Annotated in this window: 17 protein-coding genes; 10 read left to right on the top strand and 7 right to left on the bottom strand. The window is 67.8% G+C overall.

All coding sequences use genetic code 11. The features are described from left to right. Window positions 1-3: 3 nt before the first annotated feature. Window positions 4-2,109, top strand: coding sequence for a hypothetical protein (locus AB0M30_RS22050; protein WP_364586262.1), 2,106 nt, complete (start codon window positions 4-6; stop codon window positions 2,107-2,109). 29 nt (window positions 2,110-2,138) lie between these two features. Here AB0M30_RS22050 and AB0M30_RS22055 read toward each other — a convergent pair whose 3' ends face one another. Continuing rightward, the gene (locus AB0M30_RS22055) at window positions 2,139-4,190 is read right to left on the bottom strand and encodes a recombinase family protein (protein WP_364586265.1); all 2,052 of its coding nucleotides are present in this window, start codon (window positions 4,188-4,190) and stop codon (window positions 2,139-2,141) included. Between the two features lie 148 nt (window positions 4,191-4,338). Then, a complete protein-coding gene (locus tag AB0M30_RS22060; protein ID WP_364586268.1) occupies window positions 4,339-4,590 on the bottom strand; it encodes a DUF5372 family protein in 252 nt (83 codons plus the stop codon). A gap of 2 nt (window positions 4,591-4,592) precedes the next feature. Between AB0M30_RS22060 and AB0M30_RS22065 the strand changes: the two genes are divergently transcribed. The 9 genes from AB0M30_RS22065 to AB0M30_RS22105 all read left to right on the top strand — a co-directional run bounded on the left by AB0M30_RS22065 (window position 4,593) and on the right by AB0M30_RS22105 (window position 14,924). Then, window positions 4,593-5,831: a PrgI family protein gene (locus AB0M30_RS22065; RefSeq protein WP_364586271.1), complete on the top strand. Its 1,239-nt coding sequence runs from the start codon at window positions 4,593-4,595 to the stop codon at window positions 5,829-5,831. Next, the gene (locus tag AB0M30_RS22070) at window positions 5,828-7,738 is read left to right on the top strand and encodes a DUF87 domain-containing protein (protein ID WP_364586273.1); all 1,911 of its coding nucleotides are present in this window, start codon (window positions 5,828-5,830) and stop codon (window positions 7,736-7,738) included. The genes AB0M30_RS22065 and AB0M30_RS22070 overlap by 4 nt, the downstream gene beginning before the upstream one ends. A 113-nt stretch (window positions 7,739-7,851) precedes the next feature. Further along, entirely contained in the window at window positions 7,852-8,649 is a 798-nt protein-coding gene (locus AB0M30_RS22075; RefSeq protein ID WP_364586276.1) for a hypothetical protein, read from the top strand. A gap of 57 nt (window positions 8,650-8,706) precedes the next feature. Continuing rightward, window positions 8,707-11,247, top strand: coding sequence for a DUF87 domain-containing protein (locus AB0M30_RS22080; RefSeq protein ID WP_364586279.1), 2,541 nt, complete (start codon window positions 8,707-8,709; stop codon window positions 11,245-11,247). Between the two features lie 266 nt (window positions 11,248-11,513). Then, window positions 11,514-12,428 carry a replication-relaxation family protein gene (locus tag AB0M30_RS22085; protein ID WP_364586282.1) on the top strand — a complete coding sequence of 305 codons (915 nt, stop codon included), beginning with the start codon at window positions 11,514-11,516 and terminating at the stop codon, window positions 12,426-12,428. A gap of 4 nt (window positions 12,429-12,432) precedes the next feature. Next, a complete protein-coding gene (locus AB0M30_RS22090; RefSeq protein ID WP_364586284.1) occupies window positions 12,433-13,389 on the top strand; it encodes a C40 family peptidase in 957 nt (318 codons plus the stop codon). Window positions 13,390-13,587: 198 nt separating this feature from the next. After that, the gene (locus tag AB0M30_RS22095; RefSeq protein ID WP_364586287.1) at window positions 13,588-13,935 is read left to right on the top strand and encodes a hypothetical protein; all 348 of its coding nucleotides are present in this window, start codon (window positions 13,588-13,590) and stop codon (window positions 13,933-13,935) included. An 8-nt stretch (window positions 13,936-13,943) separates the two neighbouring features. Continuing rightward, window positions 13,944-14,519 (top strand): hypothetical protein, encoded by a 576-nt coding sequence (locus tag AB0M30_RS22100; protein ID WP_364586290.1) that lies wholly within the window; start codon window positions 13,944-13,946, stop codon window positions 14,517-14,519. Between the two features lie 225 nt (window positions 14,520-14,744). Next, window positions 14,745-14,924, top strand: coding sequence for a hypothetical protein (locus AB0M30_RS22105; protein WP_364586293.1), 180 nt, complete (start codon window positions 14,745-14,747; stop codon window positions 14,922-14,924). 273 nt (window positions 14,925-15,197) lie between these two features. Here the strand turns inward: AB0M30_RS22105 and AB0M30_RS22110 are convergent, their stop codons facing one another. From AB0M30_RS22110 to AB0M30_RS22130, 5 genes are all read right to left on the bottom strand, one after another. After that, window positions 15,198-15,890, bottom strand: a complete 693-nt coding sequence (locus tag AB0M30_RS22110) for an SLATT domain-containing protein (RefSeq protein ID WP_364586296.1) — start codon at window positions 15,888-15,890, stop codon at window positions 15,198-15,200. Between the two features lie 138 nt (window positions 15,891-16,028). Beyond that, entirely contained in the window at window positions 16,029-16,310 is a 282-nt protein-coding gene (locus AB0M30_RS22115; protein WP_364586299.1) for a hypothetical protein, read from the bottom strand. A 174-nt stretch (window positions 16,311-16,484) separates the two neighbouring features. Then, complete coding sequence (locus tag AB0M30_RS22120; RefSeq protein ID WP_364586302.1) at window positions 16,485-17,195, bottom strand: YgjP-like metallopeptidase domain-containing protein; 711 nt, start codon at window positions 17,193-17,195, stop codon at window positions 16,485-16,487. A gap of 64 nt (window positions 17,196-17,259) precedes the next feature. Further along, entirely contained in the window at window positions 17,260-18,138 is an 879-nt protein-coding gene (locus AB0M30_RS22125) for a DNA-processing protein DprA (RefSeq protein WP_364586305.1), read from the bottom strand. Window positions 18,139-18,285: 147 nt separating this feature from the next. Beyond that, complete coding sequence (locus tag AB0M30_RS22130; RefSeq protein ID WP_364586307.1) at window positions 18,286-19,635, bottom strand: hypothetical protein; 1,350 nt, start codon at window positions 19,633-19,635, stop codon at window positions 18,286-18,288. Window positions 19,636-19,641: the final 6 nt, after the last annotated feature.

The following is a 19,641-nucleotide window of genomic DNA, read 5'->3' on the forward strand; positions in this document are numbered from 1 at the left end:
CCAATGGCCAGCACCCCGCCCACGGTTCGCCCGCACCGCCGGTCCGGCGGCCCGGTCGCGACCGCTGCCGCCGCCGACCGAGCGATGCTCTCCCCGGTCTCCGACGCCAGCGCCGACCGGCCGCCGACCGGTCGGCCGCGGCGCTGGCGCGCGGGCTGGCTGCTGGCGCTGAGCATCGTCGTGCTCCTGGTCGGCATCCTCGCCGTCAGCGCGTGGGCCTCGCCCGCCGCGCCGCAGCAGCCCCCGCCGCAACCGCCGCTGCCGATCCCGACGGTCGACCCGTGCACGCCGAATTCGCCGTTGCCGGTGTGCCAACTGCCCGCCCCGACGACGACCAAGCCGCTGCCCACGCTGCCGTTGCCGCTCCCGACTGGGGTGCCGGCGCCGACGACATGCAGCTTCCCCGGCCAGATCGGCTGCACCCCGTCCGCCCCGACCACGCCGGGCCAGCCGACGACGACTCCGAGCACGCCGTGCACCGGTGAGGACTGCATCCCGCAGCCGACCACACCACCGCCGGGCACCGGCCCGCAGCAACCCGGAAACGGCAACGGCGACAGCGACTCGAACTGCGGGATCACCGACATCGGCGCCTGCATCACCGAGGCCATCAACTCCGCGTTCCGCAGCGTCGTCGACGCCGCGCTCTCACCGATCCTGGAACTGATCGGGCACACCGCGCTGTCCACACCGGCGATCAGCGACCTGCCCGGCATCGGCGAGCTCTGGAACAACTCCTGGGAGCTCGTCCTCGCCCTCTACGGCTTCTTCATCCTCGGCGGCGGCATCCTGCTGATGGGACACGAGAGCGTCCAATCGCGCTACTCGCTCAAGGAGATCGGGCCGCGGATCCCGATCGCTTTCATAGCGTCGGCCCTGTCGCTGTTCTTCGCCGACAAGTTCATCAAGCTGGCCAACGCCCTGACCTTGGGCGTGCTCGGCGACGGGGTGAACGCGCCCTCGCTGGGCAACACGCTCCAGGAAGCCGTCCAGGGAATTCAGAACGGCGGACTGTTCATCATCCTGGTCGGCCTGGTCCTCGTGGTCGTGGGTCTGGCCCTCCTGGTCGTCTACGTGGTCCGGATCGTCATCACCCTCGTCCTGATCATCAGCGGACCGCTGTTCCTCATGTGCCACGCCTTGCCGCACACCGATCCGCTCGCGCGCTGGTGGTGGAAGGCGCTGACCGCGACCTTGGCCATCCAGTTCGCTCAGGCGCTGGTGCTGATCACCGCGGTGCGCACGTTCCTGTCCGGCGGCGTGCATCTGTTCGGCTCGACGCTGTCCGCGCTCGGCACGCTGGTCGCCGCGATCGCGCTGTTCTTCATCCTGTTCAAGATCCCGTTCTGGTTGCTGAAGGCGGTCAAGGTCGGCTCCGGCCGCTCGTTCCTCGGCGGTTTGGTTCGCGCATACATCGCGGCGAAGACGTTCGGCATGGTCGCCGGCAAGGCCGGTGCGTTCGGCAAAGCCGGCGCAGCTGTTGGCTCGAAGTCCGGCGGCGGAGGCGGCGGCGGTGGAGGTGGCCGCGGCGGTGGGTCGGCGGATCCGCCGTGGCCTGCTCAACCGCGCCTCGCGCCGACTCCGGCCATGGTCAACAAACGGCTCCAGGCGGCCCATGACGCCGATCGTGCCCGCGCGGCCCGCCAGTCGCGGCTGCCGTCGCAGGCGCCGCAGTTCCTGCAGCCCTCACCCCAAGACACCACTCACGATCCCGCCGTCACTCCGGCGAACCAGGGACCAACCATGCCTCCCGAATTCAGCTCCGCACCCACGCCCGCCACGCCGATGTCGCCGCCGCGGAGAGGACCGCGGCCCGGCTCGGCGCCGCAGTTCCAGGCCGCAGGTGGGTCACGTCGACGCGGCGGCGCGCCGCCGCCGGCCCGCCCGATCCGTGTCGCGTCGGTGCCGCCACAGCTGCGGTTCCAACCGGCCACGCCGCCTGCGCCGCAGCCTATGAGTCCCGCCAAGCCGCCGTCCGGGCCAGCGGCGCCGGTGTTCCGGCAGGCGCAGCCCGAGCCCCGCATCGGTGACGCCTACCCGCGCACTCAATCCGTTCCACCGCCGGTGTTCCGCGCACCGAAACCAGCCCCAGGAGGTGAAGGCAAATGAGTCAGCCGGTAAGGATTCCGACGGTCGTTTCATACTGCTCCTCCTTCGGTTGTTGGGGTTGTTCGTTTGACGCGGAACGACTTCGCGACCTGCTGTCGGTAGAGCTCCTGCGTGGCTTCGTCCCAGGGGATGCACCAGCGTCCGGCTGCGCCGCGCCGGGCGGGCAGCTGTCCCTTGCGGATCCAGTTGCCGACCGGCTTCGGTGCGACGCCCAGCAGTGCGGCGGCCTGGGCGATGCTGACCTCGCCTTCGCCGACGGCCACGGTGCGCGGAGCGCGGATGCCGTAGGTGTCGCGAACCCGAGCGACGGCCGCGGTGTCCCAGGGACGTCCCTTGCCGGTGGTCAGGCCGGCGTCGTTGAGCTGCGCGGCGAGTTGCTCGCTGGTGCGGACCGCGCCGTGGCGGCGGATGATCTCCAGCGCGGTAGCCGGGGTCCGGCCGGGCCCCTTGCGGTTGACGGTGATCTCGTCGGTGGCGCCGGTGTGCCAGCGAACCCCGATCCGGACCTGGCGCTGATCGTCGGTCGGCAGCAGGGTGACGTCGGCGACGAGGGTGCGCAGCAGCCGTTTGCGGTCACGCGGGCTGGTGTCCGGGTCGTCCCAAAGGCGTGGCAGATCAGCGGCCAGGGCTTCCAGCGTCGAACGAGCAGGCAGCGGCGGCTTCGCCGCCCGAGCGGTCTCCAACGCGGTTTCCGCCTCGGCCAGCGCGGCGAGCTTGCTCTCCCAACGGGCCTCCAGGCTCCTCGCCACCAAACGGTTTTCCGGCTCCACCTGACCGAACGCGCGCTCAGCGCGGTCGGCCTCATAGCGAGCCCGCTCGACCGTGAGTTCTGCGGCGCGGTGCGAGCGGACATGCCGCTCGGTGACCTCGTCGGCCACCGCCAACGCGGCGGTGATCTGCTCGGGCGTCACCGCCTCCAGCAGCAACCCGGACACCACGCCGTCCACCGTCGAGGCCGTCACCGAACGACACCGCGCGGTCTTGGCGTGATCGCGGGCGCTGGAGCACTCGTAGTGCACGTAGTGCCGGTGGCCGTAACGGGTGCCCATCCGCGCACCACACCCGCCGCAGAAGATGATGCCCTGGCACAACGCGATGCCCTCCCGCGGCGGACGAGCACCGGCGTTGGTCTGGTTCGCCGCGAGCTTCGCCTCGTTGTCCAGGAACTGCTGCCAGCTGATGTAGCCCTCGTGGTGATCCTGGATCAGCACCGTCCACTCGTCCCGCGCGCGGGTGCGCCGCGCCGAGCGCACCGTGCCGTCCGGCTGGACACGGCGCTTGTCGTAGCTGCGGCCGTAGGAATAGGCACCGGCATACGCTGGGTTCTTCAGGGCTTGCAGCACCCGGTAGTGGCCGAGCTTGCCCCACTTCAGACGGCCGGCCCACGCGCCGCCGTATGCACGTTGCGGGAACAGCCGGCCGGTCTCGGCGAACGCCTTGACCACCCCGAACGCCGACCCGGTGCGCGTGAACTCCGCGAACAGATCCTCCACCGCGGTGCGCACCTGCTCATCCGGGTCGATCACGACCTGACCGTCGAGGTCGTAGACGAACCCGACGGCCAGCTTGGCGCGCAACTCGCCCCGGTGCGCGGCCGCGAGCTTCGCGCCGTGCAGGCGGCCGGCGAGCAGATGCAGCTCGGCCTCCGACATCGAGCCCTTCAGCCCGAGCAGGAGCCGGTCGTTGACGTCGCCCAGGTCGTAGACCCCGTCGCCGTCGATGAGCAGCGTGTCGGTCAACCTGGCCAGTTCCAGCAGCCGCGCGAACTCCGCCGACGAGCGCGCCAGGCGGGACACTTCCAGCCCGAAGATCGCGCCGACCTCGCCCAGACAGACCCGCGAGATCAGCTCGCGGAACCCGTCGCGCTCCGCCCCGAACCGGCCGGACACGCCCAGGTCGGCGTCGACGATGACGACCTGCTCGGCGGTCCAGCCCAGCCCCGCTGCGACGTCGGAGAGGCCGTATTGCCGCGCGGTCGACTCGCCGTGTTCGCGGACCTGCATCAGCGTCGACTGACGCACATACACCACCGCGCTGCGGGACCGGTGCTCCGTGGTGATCTTCGACGCGCCGTTCACCACGCCCGCCGCCGCGACTTTCCTTGCGCAGCAGCGATTCGACCATGTTCGCCACGGCCATCACCGCCTCGCCGCACCAGGCCGCGGACACTGCGCCCCACTCCCGGCCCAGCCGAGCCGTCGCTATCGCTTGCGAGCACCACCAAGATCATCATTCACCCACCTGGGTGGTGCCCGAACGGCGACCCAGCACAGCGTCGGCTACCTCGCGCAACGCCGTCAAACCCTCCGCCGCGAGCCGCTGATCACCGGCCGGGACACCCCGATCGGTCCACTCCTGCCGCAGCGTCACCCGCGACCGGCCATCTACCTCGCACACGAACCACAGCCCGCGCCGCGTGCGGCGTTCGAACAGCACCACCAACTCCCTGCCACACAACGGATGAAAGGGATGGGTGACCACCAATGAGCTACCACGAGACCCGGACGAACGGGCCCTATGCAGTTCGTATCCCCGCCGACGTCGATCGCGAGGACCGCGTCATCGGTCCGCTGACCGCGCGGCAGCTCCTCATTCTCGCCGTCACCGGGATCGTGCTGTACGGCGTATACACGATCACTCGCCAGTTCGTCCCGGTCGCGGTGTTCCTCATCGTGGCCATCCCGATCGGGGTGACCGCGGCGTTTCTCGCGCTCGGTCAGCGCGACGGCATCACCATGGACCGACTGGTCCTGGCCGCGCTGCGGCAGCGGCTGAGCCCGCAGCACCAGGTGGCGGCACCGGAAGGCATCCGCCCTGCACCGGAGTGGCTCAACAACCAGGTCAATGCCGCCAGTAAGGCTGGCACCAAGGGGAAGGGGAGCGTGAGCGCTGCGGCGTCGGCGGTGTCGCCGGCCGCGTTGCGGCTGCCCGCCGAGGCGGTTACCGAGACCGGAGTCATCGATCTCGGTAAGGACGGTGTCGCCGTGGTCGCGGTCTGCTCCACGATCAACTTCGCGCTGCGGACCCCGGCCGAGCAGGAGTCTCTGGTCGCCAGTTTCGGGCGGTATCTGCATTCGCTCACCGCCCCCGTGCAGGTGCTCATCCGCGCGGAACGACTGGACCTGTCCGGGCAGATCGCCGAGCTCCGCGAGCAGGCCGGCGGACTGCCACACCCGGCGCTCGAACGCGCGGCCCGCGAGCACGCCGAGTACCTCGACCAACTCGGCCGCGCCACAGATCTGCTGCGCCGCCAGGTGCTGCTGATCCTGCGCGAGCCGTTGCACACCGGTGGCCCGACCGACGGGCTCGGCGGCGCTTCGCCGCTGGCCGCATTGTCGGCGAAACGCAAGGCCGCAAAGCAGGCCGGCCAAGTTGACGACGCCACCCGGCGGGCTGCCGAAGCCCGGTTGGTGCGCCGCCTCGGCGAGGCGGCCGAGCTGCTCTCGCCGTCGGGGATCACGGTCGTCCCGCTGGATGCCGGGCAGGCCACCGCGGTGCTGGCCGCGGCCTGCAACCCGGACTCGCTGATCCCGCCGAGTGCCGGCCTGGCCGGGTCGGACGAGGTCATCACCACCGCCCCGGACGAGGGCTGGGACGAGACCGCGTTCGGCCGCTCCGTGTTCACCGCCGACGACGGATTCGACGAGGCCGAGGACGCCTGGGACGACGACGCCGAGGACCCCGACGACTACGACAACTCCGCGGGGAGGTACCGCTCATGAAGACCAAGGACAAGCGCCGCCGCCGCACGGCGCCGGCCGCGCAGCCGCCGCTCGGGCGGGCCGGGGCGTTCACCCCGGACGCCATCTCCGTCCGTCCCCGCGCGCTGGAAGTCGGCGGCGAATGGGTCTCCTCGTTCGCCGTCGTGGGCTACCCGCGCGAAGTGCACAACGGGTGGCTGCAGCCGCTGCTGACCTACCCCGGAAGGGTCGACGTGTCGCTGCACATCGAGCCGATCGACCCGGTCACCGCGGCGAACCGGTTGAAGAAGCAGCTGTCGAAACTGGAGTCCGGTCGCCGGCACACCAGCGAGAAGGGGCGGCTGATTGACCCTGCGGTGGAGGCCGCCACGGAGGATGCCTACGACTTGTCCGCGCGGGTCGCCCGCGGTGAGGGCAAGTTGTACCGGATGGGCCTGTACCTGACGGTGCACGCCCCGACCGAGGAAGCACTCGGCGACGAGGTCGCCGCGATCCGATCGCTCGCGGCGTCGCTGCTACTGGACTGCAAACCGACCACCTACCGCAGCCTGCAGGGCTGGATCACCAGCCTGCCTATGGGTCTCGATCTCGTGGGGATGAGGCGGACGTTCGACACTTCCGCGCTGTCCGCGGCGTTCCCGTTCACCAGCCCGGACCTGCCGCCGCCAGACCCGACCTCGGTCGGCGCACCGAGCGGGGTGCTCTACGGCTTCAACGTTGGCAGCCAAGGTCTCGTGCATCACGACAGGTTCGCGCTGGACAACCACAACTCGGTGATCCTCGGCCGCTCCGGCGCAGGCAAGAGCTATCTGGTGAAGCTGGAGTTGCTGCGCTCGCTGTACCGCGGGATCGAGATCCACGTCATCGACCCGGAGGACGAGTACGCACGGCTGGCCGCCGCGGTCGGCGGCACCTACGTGCATCTCGGTGCCGAGCAGGTCCGCCTCAATCCAATGGACCTGCCGATCCACACCCGCCCGGACGGACGCCGCACCGCGCCCCGCGACGCGCTCATCCGCCGGTCACTGTTCCTACACACGGTGATCTCGGTGTTGCTGGGCAGCGAGCTCGCCGCGACCGAACGGGCGGCCTTGGACCGAGCGATCACCGCGACCTACCAACGGGTCGGCATCACGTCCGATCCGCGGACCTGGACCCGCCCGGCGCCGCTGCTGGCCGACCTCGCCGAGGTCCTCGCCGACACCGGCGATCCCGCTGGGATCGAGCTCGCGGCGCGGCTGCACCCGTATGTCACCGGCGCGTTCTCCGGGCTGTTCTCCGGCCCAACCTCGACCCGCCCCGAAGGGCACCTCGTGGTGTTCTCGCTGCGAGATCTCGCCGACGAGCTCAAGCCGATCGGCACCCTGCTCACGCTCGACGCGGTGTGGCGACAGGTCTCCAACCCGGCCATCCGCAAACCCAGGCTGGTCGTGGTCGACGAAGCCTGGCTGCTCATGAAGGAGCCCGCCGGGGCCGAGTTCCTGTTCCGCATGGCCAAAGCGTCACGGAAACAATGGGCCGGCCTCACAGTGGCCACGCAGGACACCGCCGACGTCCTCGGCTCCGATCTGGGCAAGGCGGTCGTCGCGAACGCGGCAACGCAGATCCTGTTGCGCCAAGCCTCGCAGGCGATCGACGAGATCACCCGCACTTTCGACCTCTCCATGGGTGAACGCCAGTTCCTGCTCTCCGCAGACCGCGGTCAGGGCCTCTTGTCGACCGGAACGCAGCGCGTGGCCTTCCAGTCCATCGCCTCCCCAGTCGAGCACGAACTGGTCACGTCCAACCCCGCAGAAATCGCCGGATATTCCGACACCGCGTCGGGAATCGAGAGCTCCTTCGTCGAACTCGGAGCGGACGACGCCGCCGGAATCGCGGACTCGTTCGACGACGGCGACGCGTCGCAAATCGAACTCGACGCCGCCTAACCGCTATCGCGCCGCATCGCGCGCAACAAAGCCAATGTCACCGACTCGCCACTCAGGGGATACCTATGTCCGCATCGCAACCCGTATCCGGAAATGTTCGCCGCCCTGCTCGGTTGCTCACGCAGAACAGCGAGATGCGCCAGATCGGCGTGTGGAACTGGTCGCTGCCCGCGTGGGCTGGCCGATTGCCTGACGGCCGCACCTTCAACACTTGTCCCAGCGCCGGGATCTGCGCGCAGGCGTGCTACGCCCGGCACGGCACCTACACCTGGCCAGTCGTGCGCGCCAAGCACCAAGCGAACTTGATGTTCGTACTGGACGACCTGCCCGGCTGGGAGACCGCCATGGTCGCCGAGTTGGGCACGCCGAAATTCCACGGCGCCTGGATCAGGATTCACGACGCGGGCGACTTCTTCTCCGACGCCTATCTGCTGGCGTGGCTGCGCATTTGCCGCGCCCGACCGGACGTGAATTTCTATGCGTACACAAAAGAACTCGACAGGTTTCGTCGGCTCACCGAACCGAACCCGCCCGCGAATTTCCTGTGGGTCTACTCCTACGGGGGAACGCAGGATGCCGCCCTGGATCCGGCCACAGATCGGGTGGCCGATGTGTTTCCCGATGAAGCGGCGATCGCCGCCGCCGGGTGGGCATCGCAGGAAGCCAGCGATCTGCTTGCGGTGCTCGGGCCGCGGCTCGTGGGTGTACCGGCCAATCGGATTCCCGCCTACCTCAAGCGGTTGGCCGGCCGCCGGTTCTCCGAATGGCAGGCCGAGGTCGACGAAGCACGCGCCACCCGCCAGGGCCGCCGGCATCTCCACCTGGTCGTTGACAACACCCGCCCCGCCACCGCCGAACCCGGTGACGCCGACCGCGCCCCGGCGCAGGTCGACCAGCCGCGGGCGGCCTGACCCGAGCGCGCCCAGTTCATGCCCTGTTCCGTCGCCGCCTTCGTGGGGAGGTCCCCGATGCCCTTGTCGATCATCGCCGCACCCTGGTCCGCTGTCCCCCAACTGCATGCCGATCGAGCGGTGGGTGTGCTCGCCTCGCCGGTCGGCGACTACCTCCGCGATCCCCTCGGCGCGTTCCAGAACGTGCTGGCCCACCTACGCGACCTCGCGCTGGCCTGGGGCCCGATCGTCGGGCCGGTGCTCGCGGTCGTCGTCACTACCGCCGTCGTCGCGCGGCGCCGGTGGCGGCGCCGCTACCACGAGAAGCTGGTCACCGACGCCCGGCTGGTCACCGTGCTGGCGCCGCCCACGGTCGACCCGTCCGGGGCGATCACCGTGTGGTCCAACCTGGTCGGGCTGCTAAGGCCCGGTTGGCGACGCCGGTTCAGCGGGCAGCCGCACCTCAGCTTCGAGCTCACGTTCACCGACGACGGCGTACACATCCGCTTGTGGGTGCCCGGCCTTGTGCCACCCGGCATGGTCGAGCGCGCGATCGAAGCGGCCTGGCCCGGTGCGCACACTCGCACCACCCCGGCCAAGCCGCCGATCCCGCTCGCCGCCGCGGCCGGCCGACAAGTCGAAGCGGTGGGCGGTGAGCTGCGACTGGCCCGCTCGGAGGCACTGCCGATCCGCACCGACCACCAGGCCGACCCGATCCGGGCGCTGCTCGGTGCTCCTGTCGGACTCGGCCCGCACGAACGCGCCTGCGTGCAGATCCTCACCCGCCCGGTCGCCGGACACCGGGTCACCAAGGCACGCCGGGCAGCACGGCGCGTGCACGCAGGCGGCTCGGTCAACCTGGTCGGCCGGCTGCTCGACGCCATCACGCCCGGCAAGACACCCAAGCCGTCGACCAGCACGCGGACGCCGCAGCTGGATCGTCAGACCAGCCTGGAATACGCCGCCCAGGACCGAGCGGTCGTGGAGAAGCTGCGCGCCAACCAGTTCGAGACCCGTATCCGCTACGCCGTCGCCACAACGGTCCCCGACGACGCGGCGCCCGGCGAGATCCAGGCGGTGCGGGAGGTGTTGCGGGGCCGCGGGCACGCGATCGCCTCGGCGTTCGCCGCGTACTCCGAGCACAACCACTACCGCAGGGTCCGGCTTCGCCACCCGGTCACCGTGCTGGCCGACCGCCGGCTCGGCAAGGGCGACCTGCTCTCAATCCCGGAACTGGCCGCGATCGCGCACCTGCCGATCGACGAAGCCGTACCCGGCCTGCAGCGAGCCGGCGCGAAGGCCGTGCCGCCCCCGCCCGGCATCGCCACGACCGGGAACCTGATCAAGCCCCTCGGGTTGTCGGACTCCGGGCACTCCCGCCCGGTCGGCCTGCACGTCGCCGACGCCCGCCACCACCTGCACATCCTCGGCGCCACCGGCTCCGGCAAGAGCGAACTGATGGCCCGGATGATCCTCGACGACGCCGAGGCCGGCCGCGCTGTGGTCGTGGTCGACCCCAAGGGCGACCTCGTCTCGGACATCTTGATGCGGCTGCCTGAGGAACTCGGCGAGAAGGTCGTGCTGTTCGACGCCGACAGCAAGAGCCGCCCACCGGTGCTCAACCCCCTGGAAGGAACGGACAAGAACCGCGCGGTCGACAACCTCGTGTCGATCTTCTCTCGGATCTACGCCGCCTCCTGGGGGCCGCGCACCGACGACATCCTGCGCGCCGGCCTGCTCACCCTGACCGCGATGCCCGGCACGCCGACCCTGAACGACCTGCCCAAGTTGCTGACCGTGCCGGCATTCCGGCAACGGGCCTGCGACCAGATCGACGACGAGGTCCTCAAAGGATTCTGGTCTTGGTACGACGACCTGTCCGACGCCTCGCGCGCGCAGGTGATTGCGCCGCTGATGAACAAGGTGCGCGGGTTTCTCCTGCGCCCATTCGTCCGTGCCGCCATCGCAGGTGGTGCATCCACAGTGGACATGGACGAGGTCCTCAACACTGGCGGAATCTGCCTCGTTCGCATCGCTCGTGATGCGCTGGGGATGGAAACCGCGCGGCTGGTCGGCTCGATTGTCGTCGCGCGTACTTGGCAGGCCGCTTCACGCCGAGCCCGCGTCCCTCAGCGTCAACGCCGGGACGCGTCGTTGTACGTGGACGAGTGCCACAACTTCTTGAACTTGGCCTATCCGTTGGAGGACATGCTCGCCGAGGCCCGTGGCTACCGGCTTTCCATGGCGTTGGCGCACCAGTATCTCGGGCAGCTACCCAAGGAGCTTGAAGAGGGCATCAGCACCAACGCCCGGTCGAAGATCTTCTTCAACGCCTCTCCCGAGGACGCAAAGAGGCTGGCTCGGCACACGATGCCCCGGCTGAGCGATCACGACCTGTCCAACCTTGGCGTCTACCACGTCGCCGCCCGACTCGTTCTGGGTGGCGAAGAGGCGCCGCCGTTCACGGCGGTCACCGAGAAGCTCCGGCCCGCGGTTCCCGGACGCGCCAGAGCAATCCGCAAGGCAGCCAAGGTCAACACGCGACCGCCAGTCGCCGAGACGGATAACACGACGGGCCGGGCCGGTCAGCCCACTGTGGACCCGCGCCGCGCGGTCTAGTCCATCGGTTCCCTTCTCTCGCAAACGCATGCGGGTCATCTCTCGCGCACGTCGCGGCCCCTTGAGCCGGTCCTGCGCTGTCTCGGCATTACGCCAACTTCCTGCCCACCTCTGGGAGGCGCATACCCATGATTTCGAATCCCACCCCTCAAAGGGCATTGCGCGGACACATGCCGCAGCGCCCCACGCCCCGCGCGGCCACGACCGGGGAGCACCATGCCCAGCTCGCCGGGCGGCTCACCCTCCGGGACCGGTGGCTGGCCCGGATGCTTTACGAGCACAAGGTTCTCACCACTCAACAGATCGTCGAACTCTGCTACCCGACTATGCGCGCGGCCAACCACCGCCTGCTCGACCTGTTCAAGTGGCGCGTCGTCGACCGCTTCCAGCCATTCGTCAGCTCCGGCACCGCGCCGATGCACTACGTGCTCGACATCGCCGGCTCGGTCGCTCTGGCCTATGAAGACGGTCTCGATCCCAAACAATTGGGTTACCGACACGAAGACGCCATCGGTATCGCGCACTCCTTGCGCTTGGCGCACGCCGTGGGTGTCAACGGGTTCTTCACCGCTCTCGTGGCGCTCAGCCAGCGTCCCGGTGCTCGCGGACGGCTGACCGCGTGGTGGTCCGAGCTGCGCTGCGGGCGACTCTTCGGCGACATGGTCCGCCCCGACGCCTACGGCCGCTGGCGCGAGGACGGCCACCAGATCGAGTTCTTCCTCGAATTCGACTTCGGCACCGAGGACCTCGGCAAGCTCGGCCGCAAGCTCCACGGCTACGAAAAGCTCGCCACCGCAACCGGAATCACCACACCCGTCCTGGTTTGGCTGCCCACCAACCGACGGGAAACCACCGCGCGCAGGGCGCTTGCTGACGCGCTGTCCGAGTTGGACCGACCCGCGCTCGTACCGGTGGCCACCAGCGCCTCGGACGTCGCGGGCGTAGCGGGCGTGGCGGGCGAGAACAACCCCGCCGTCGGCCGGTGGCTGCCGGTCTCCGGCCCGTCATCGCGACAGCCGGGCCGTCTGCGACTCGCCGAGCTCGCCCACCTCTGGCCTCACGCCGACCCGCCCGCCGCGGCGCCTTCCTCGACGTCGCTCCCGGCACAGCAGGCCCCCGCGGAACTGGCCGCGCCGGACCCTCTCCCGCCATCCCCGTCCACCAGCCGGTTCCGGAGGTGACCCCATGAAAATCGCCATTGCCGCTGTCGCGGCCATCATCGCCATCCCCATTCTCATCGGTGGTGTCGGCAAAGCCATCGTCAGTGCGCTGTTCGGCACCGGTGGTACAGAGCCGAGTCAAGCCGCGATCGCCGAGATCCCCAGCGACTACCTGTCCCTCTATCGAGCTGCGGCCTCAGTGTGTCCGGGGCTGGACTGGACGATCCTGGCCGCTATCGGCGACGCCGAGTCCAAGCACGGGCGCGGCTCCGGCGAAGGCATCAAGGACGGCGAGAACTACATGGGCGCCGGTGGTCCCATGCAGTTCCTCAAGCCCACCTTCGACGGCGTCATCGCGCGCCACACGATCCCACCCGGAGGTGCCAACCCGCCCTCGCGCTACAACGAGCACGACGCCATCTACGCGGCGGCTTTCTACCTCTGCGATTCCGGAGCACAGAAGGACATTCGCAAGGCGTTGTTCGCCTACAACCACTCCGAGGAGTACGTCAACGGCGTTCTGGCACAGGCAAAGCGCTACGGCACAGCCACTGTCGGAACCGGCGACTGCAACAAGATCCAGGCACCCACCCCTGCCTCGATCATGGCGATCAACTTCGCCTGCGGCCAACTCGGACTGCCGTATGTGTGGGGCGGCAACGGACCAGCCGGCGGTGACAGCGGCTTTGACTGCTCCGGCCTCACCAAAGCTGCCTACAACGCCGCCGGACTCAATCTGCCCCGCACAGCACAGACACAGTACAACGCCGGTCCACTCGTGCCCGCTGGCCAGCCATTGCTCCCCGGCGACCTGGTCTTCTACGGCACGCCTGGCAACGTTCACCACGTTGGTCTGTACATCGGCGCCGGGAAGATGGTGCACGCTCCGACGTTCGGTAAGCCGGTCCAGGTCAGTGGGTACCGCTGGAATGGGGACGACTATCTCGCGGCGTCGCGCCCAGCTGTCGATCGGCGGGTGTAGCTTCCGCGCACACTTGACCACTTCCGTGTGCAGATGACCACCACATGCTCACCCGATCACCTACTGCGGAAGGAAGGGCTGCGGCACGGGCCCCTGTTCGCAGGTCGCAGAGTCGCTCGGCGGATCAGTTGCTGCGTGGCGAGCGCGAACCGCAGTGATCGCGCCGGTACCGTGAGTTCAAGCAGAGCAGAGGGAGTCATGGAGCAGGAGACCGATCTGTCGTCCGAGGAGCTTGACGTACTCGGCGACTTCCGCGCCTTGCTAGAGGAAGTGGTCCGGCTTGACCACGAGTACTACGGCAGCGCGAACCTTCATCCAGACGACACTGGTTCAGAGCGGGAAGCGGCACTGCTCGAACTACTTCAGTCTCGTTTTCGTGAGTATCCGATCATCCAGCGCGCAACCGTGCAGAATCTGGGTGGTACGTCGTACAAACAGCACGACATTGTGTTCGCTGACCCAGAAGTGCCGCCGCACCGTGTTTTACGGAGAGGCCGAGCTCTGATCACCCCCCCCCCCGTAGCGTGCACGCAGCGGTCGAGGTAAAAAGCACCTTGGGCTCGAAGAACCTGGTTGCTTCCCTGGACCACCTCGCGCAGCTCAAGCGCGCTGCGCGCTGCGATGTCGACGGCACGTTCAAGGTGACCATCGGGGATCGCGAGTTCCCGTATGTACCGATCAGCGGAGGCATCTTCGCCTACCGCAGTGATCTGCGATTGAGCGTCGTCGCTGAGCGGATTCATGATTGGGCCAAGCGAAACCCTCACGAGCTGTGGCCCAACTTCGTCACGATCTTGAACCGAGGCCACCTTGGGTGGATAGATCCTTCGAGCGGCGACGTGCGTACTACGCCGCACCGTAATGACGTACCGATGTGGTATGAACCCACTGCCCCATGCGGTCCCCTCATTGGGCTTGTGCACACGCTGGAGGGACTCAGTCGTTGGTGGCGCGCACCCGGTACGCCATGGCGGCCTCTTCCAAAGCCGTTCCCGCCAACCAATGTGGGGATGAAGGTCGGCCGAGCTGTGAGGCCCGTCGGCGTGCCTGATCGGGAAGACTGCGACTGCCTGTGCGTCAACTGCCACTACTACGGGCGCATGAGCTTCGACCAGCAACGGCAGGCTTGAACTGACCCAGATTGGCCAGTAGCACGGAAGTCATCTGCAAACCGCCAATTACCGTTTGTGGACTGTTCCGCGATCGTAAACGACCAAGGTCGGACGGGGCGACCAGGCAAACTCTGGGTGCCGGTCGATTAGCGATACCAAGAACCTGGCGCAGCGAACCATTCCCTTTGTCAACTCAACACCGAGTCGCAGTTCGATTTCGCGAGTTGCCACCATGTAGTCCTCATGACCTTCGACGATCAGACGAACGCCAGCTCGTACCAATTGGTCAAGGGTGGTCATTCGTTGAGCAACAAGCCAGGTGTTCCGAGATCCCGCCCGCTTAAGGGCGCACCAAAGGTCGGCCGCGATGCGTCCGTCCGCGCGGGCATCGACGAGGCATCTGCCGACATCATCGACCAGTGAGTCAGTGTCGGCAGTAACACCCTGGATCCACAGGGAAGGAACGGGCAGCGGGGCGAACCCGAAGTATGCGCGCGGACGATACACACCGAGCTTGCCTCCATCACTGCCGTGGAGAAACTGGAGAAATGTGTCCGAGGTCAACACAGACGCATCTGCACTACGGACTGCATGGTCGACCCACGCGTTCCCGCGCTTTGTGAACAACACCGTCGGATCAACGACGAGAATCACATGCACCTCGGCTTCGCTTCACTTGCTCACTCGATTCCAAATTCAATTATCAGAGGCGTAATAATCGTCAATTGCGTCAGCGGTGTTCGCAAGGTTGACCGCTCTGTCCTTGAACTTGAAGTAGATCATGAACCCAATGACTGCACCGGTCAGCGCAATAATTAACGCGGCCACCCAAAGCAATGCTGAACCTTCCGCTCCAGCGGCAACGAGGCTCGCGGCAACAATCGAACCAGTCAGAGCACTCGCTTGAAGAGTGGCATGTATGCGACGGTTCCGTCGTGCCGCTGTCCTATAAGAGCGAATTTCGCCAGCCATGCGCCGGACGTAGTCCGGCGTGTGGTGGCCGAGCTTGCGGTCAAGAACGAGCCTCAAATTTGCCGCCGCGACCTGCTCTTCCGTCGTTTCATCTACTGGTTTGCTTTCCAGCTCGTCCAGAACGCGCCCAGGGAAGGCGTCCAATATGAGGTACTCGTCGCGCTGGGCAAGATCCGAGTGGGCCAGCTGTGTCAGCGTTCGTAACCCGGCTGCCCGCTTGGCAGGCGAGTTGTCGAGGGCGAGTTCAGCAGCCCAAGTGAAGCGGCGCCACCACTCCTCCCGGCGAGCTGCTACCTCTCGTTGCAACGTCGCACGGTCGGCACCCCGAACGGACAAGCGCACACCCAAGAACGCTCCAACCGCCGCGACCAATGCGGTCAGCGAGCTGAATGCTGCCTGTAGCCACGGATTCAGCATGCTCACTCCTCGTCTCGGCCGGCCACTGTCGTCGCGGTTGTCAAACCCGCCTTGCAGTGTCACTCAGGTGGGAGGCGTTCGTCCTCGGGGCACCGCGGCACGACTCCGTGATCATCCCGGCGTCGGCTGAGACAGCGGTCACGTGTCAGCGCTGTCGCCTTTCCCATCGAGCAGCTTGTACAGGTTGGTCCGGTCCATCCCCAGTGCGCGGGCGACTTGTGCTTTGGGGACGTTGTCATCGATTGCGGCAGTCATGAGTGCGAACCGCTCGTCGCGGGCCTTTTTGAGCTCTTCGAGCTTCGTGACTCGCTGGGCTTGTAGCGCCGCCTCCTGGTCACGAATCTTCTGGAGTTCCTCCTGGAGTCCCTCGACCTTGGCACCGCTCGCCTGAAGCAGCTCGATGTGCTCGTCCTTGTTCACTTGGCTGCCTCCTTCCGGGTCGCTATCTGGTACCGATCCTGCCGACCGGCGGCCTCTGTTGTATCAGACTGTGGACGACAACACCTCTGCTCTACACCTGCTGGGTTCGCGTCGGACAGCGCTGACGGGCTCAGGCCGACACGAACCCAGCGGCACGACCGCCATGTTTGGACGTCATGACCTGGGCTTCCAGTCACCTAGCCAGGCATGACGGCCGACTTCGGCCAGCTCGGTCTTGCGCTGTCGCCAGTCGGGCATCCATGCGTTCATGCGCTGCTGCCAACCGCGACCGTGCGGTTGACCCGGTGGCCTGGCGGCGTGGGCCTGCTCGTGCACGAGCACGTACTCGACGAGGTGCATTGGCAGGCCGAACACGGCCCAGTGCAGACCGGTGATGTGCTTGGGCGCCCCGCGGTAGACGCCCCAGCGGCGCCTGCCGAGGTCGCGCACCTCGTAGCGGAGGCCCTCGATCCGGCCGTCCCGCTCGTATTGGCGTCCCTCGCGCCTCGTCCAGCCGAGCCCGACCTGCCGGTACAGCCCGATGATGGCCCGGCGAACCTGTTCCGGCCGCTGCCTCCGTGCACACAGGATGTGATCCCCCGTCGCGGCGGGCAGTTGCTCGACGCCCGTGGGCAGGGCATCGACGAGGTGGAGCTGGTAGCGCTGCCCGAGCAGGTCGAACTCTTCGCCGTCGACGAACTCCTTGACTGGGTGGTCAGGGGCCAGGCGGGTGGCCGTCTCCACCTTCTCGATGATCCAACGGCGGTGGCTGCGGACGAACCACGCGACCTGCTCCGGGTCGGCCGTCGGTGGGATCAAGACCGCGACGGCACCGCCGGGCAGTACCTCGATGCCGACGCTGCGGCGCCGCGGTCGGATCGCCACGTCAACCTGCATTCGGCCGGGAGCTGGAGCCCAGCCAGAGCCGTTTTGAACTCGTCCGGGCCGCTCATCGTAGTCGCTCCTGATAGTTGATGTGCTGGACGGATGTCACGGCCGTGGCCGCTCCGGTGCGGAGGAGTTCGTTGACGCCCTTCGAGTTGGTGGAGTGGATTGATCCGGGCACGCCGTAGACACGCCGGCCCAGTGCGGTGGCGGCGCGGGCGGTGGCCAGCGCGAAGCTGCGTTGCCCGGCCTCGACGATCACCGTCGCCGAGGTGAGGGCGGCGAGCAGCCGGCAGCGCGCGGCGAGCCGGGCCTGGACGGCCAGCGCGCCGGTCGGGTGCTCGCTGACCAGCAGGCCGCCGCGCTCGATGACGTCGCCGTAGAGACGGGCGTGCTCCTGTGGGTATGTCTGGTCGACACCGCAGGGCAGCACGACGACGGTCCTGCCTTCGCCGGTTAGCGCTGCCCGGTGGGCCGACTCGTCCACCCCGGCGCTGCCGCCGCCCACGACGGTCACTCCGGCGCGGGCCAGGTCGTAGCCGAAGTCGGCGGCGACCGTGTTGCCGTACCCGGTCGCCCAGCGCGTGCCGGTGAGCGCTACGGCGGTGTCGGTGAGCTGCGTCAGTGATGCGTCACCGCGCACCCAGAGCGCCAGGGGCGTGCCGAGGCTGCCCATGGCGCCCAGGCGTCCCAGCGGCCAGTCCTCGTCTTCGGGAGTCAACAGCCGGGCGTCTCCGTCCTCGATTGCCCGGAGGTCGTGCTCGATCCTCGCCTGGGGCCGGGTGATCTCGGCCAGGACGGCGGGTGGGGCGGTGGCGCCGCGGATTCGGGCTGTCGCGTCGACGGGTCCATGGACCGCGACGTAGGCGTAGACGGCCGGGGCCGGGGGTTCTGTCGCGCGCAGCAGGAACAGGCGGGCGCGCAGCTCGTCGGTGATGGTCATGGTCAACTCCTTGCTTCGGAAGGTGTGCATGCCGAAGCGCCGCGCAAGGGGCATGACGTCGTTCCTGCGCGGCGCTTCGGTCCTTGTGGGATTGGCCCGTGATGTGGGCTAACTGGGTGTTCTCGACCACCAGGAGGGGCGGTGCGCCTATGACGCGGTGTTGTTGGCTCCGCGACTGATCGCCTGGCGCACGACGGCGATGGCGGCGTCTGTGCGGCGTTCCATATAGGACAGGAGCTTGTCTGTGTTGTCCGTCCAGGTGGTGTCGAAGCTGTCGAGGGCCTTGTCGACGGCCTCGGCGGGCGCGGTGACGTAGAACTCCTCCATGGCGGGGTACGCCCCGTCGGTTCGCTTGCGCAGCCACAAACGGCGGTGCGTGTCGCGGTCGCCTTGGCGGACAGGCGCTCCGGTGATCTCGGCGTTCTTGACGAGTTTCACGCCGACGAGGTCGCTGATCTCCTCCAGTGCCGCCTGAACTAGAAGCCGGTCGGCGACCAGGACTCGTTCGAGCGACCGGATGGCGGACGCAGGTGCGGAGAAGTATCGCCGGACGCGGTACACCGCCCACGGCATCGCCCTCATGCGCTGCGCGGCCAGCGTGATCACCTCGGTCGCGTGGTCGCGCTGCAACCGAGTGATTAACGACTTGCCGGGACCGAACAATCCGGATCGCGGGTTGAGCGCGAGACACGCGTACTCGTCGATGACGTGCTGGACAGCTTCGTTTGGCAGCGCGATGAAACGCGCGAGCTGCTCCGGCCAACCCGCCGTGTTGCAGCCGGCGAATGGGCACTGCCGGCAACAGCTCTTGGGCCATTCCCAGTCCACATTGAGCTCGCGCTTCAGGTAGGCGATGCAGTCCTGTCTGGTCCACCGCCACTCATGGATTGGGTATGTCGGGATGCGCCGCCCGCCCATCGAGTACGCCTTGTCCCGCTTGATCCTGGTGTACTCGTCGCGGTTGAACCCGATCGCGTGGAAGTACTGCCGGTCGCCGAACTCGTTGGCGCGCCACATATCTAGCGGTGCGCCTTTGGCTTTCTGGCTGCATTTTCTGACGCCGCCGAGCTGGGGCAGCGTCCCGGTGGCGCGGTTCTCGTCGGAGAGTTTGAACACGCCGTCGAGGTGCAGGTGTCGAGGCTGGCGGGTGTCCTGCAGGACGGTAATACCGTCCTTTTTGGTCGGTCCGTTGCGAGCGACTTCGACCAGTCGAACGTTGTGCTTGCGCAGCAGCGGAAGCATGTGCTGTTCGACGAGTTCGCCGGTGGTGCTCCATTCGTCGCCGGTCTGCGCGATCACGATCACCAGGTTGGCGAAGTCTCGTGCAACGGTGGCTGGCCGCACGTCGGGATGAGTCAGCATCCGATGGATTGCGGCCGTTGACTCGGCGCCCATGCCGTACGACCACACGTAGGGCAGTGGAACGGTTTCCTTGGCCGAGCTGAAGGTCAGTGTGGTGTCGACGTGCGGAGAGGCGTCGTGTGCGCTCCCTTCCATATCGTC

It is taken from the genome of Amycolatopsis sp. NPDC051716 (genome assembly GCF_040681595.1).
In the GTDB taxonomy this organism is placed as follows: Bacteria; Actinomycetota; Actinomycetes; order Mycobacteriales; family Pseudonocardiaceae; genus Amycolatopsis.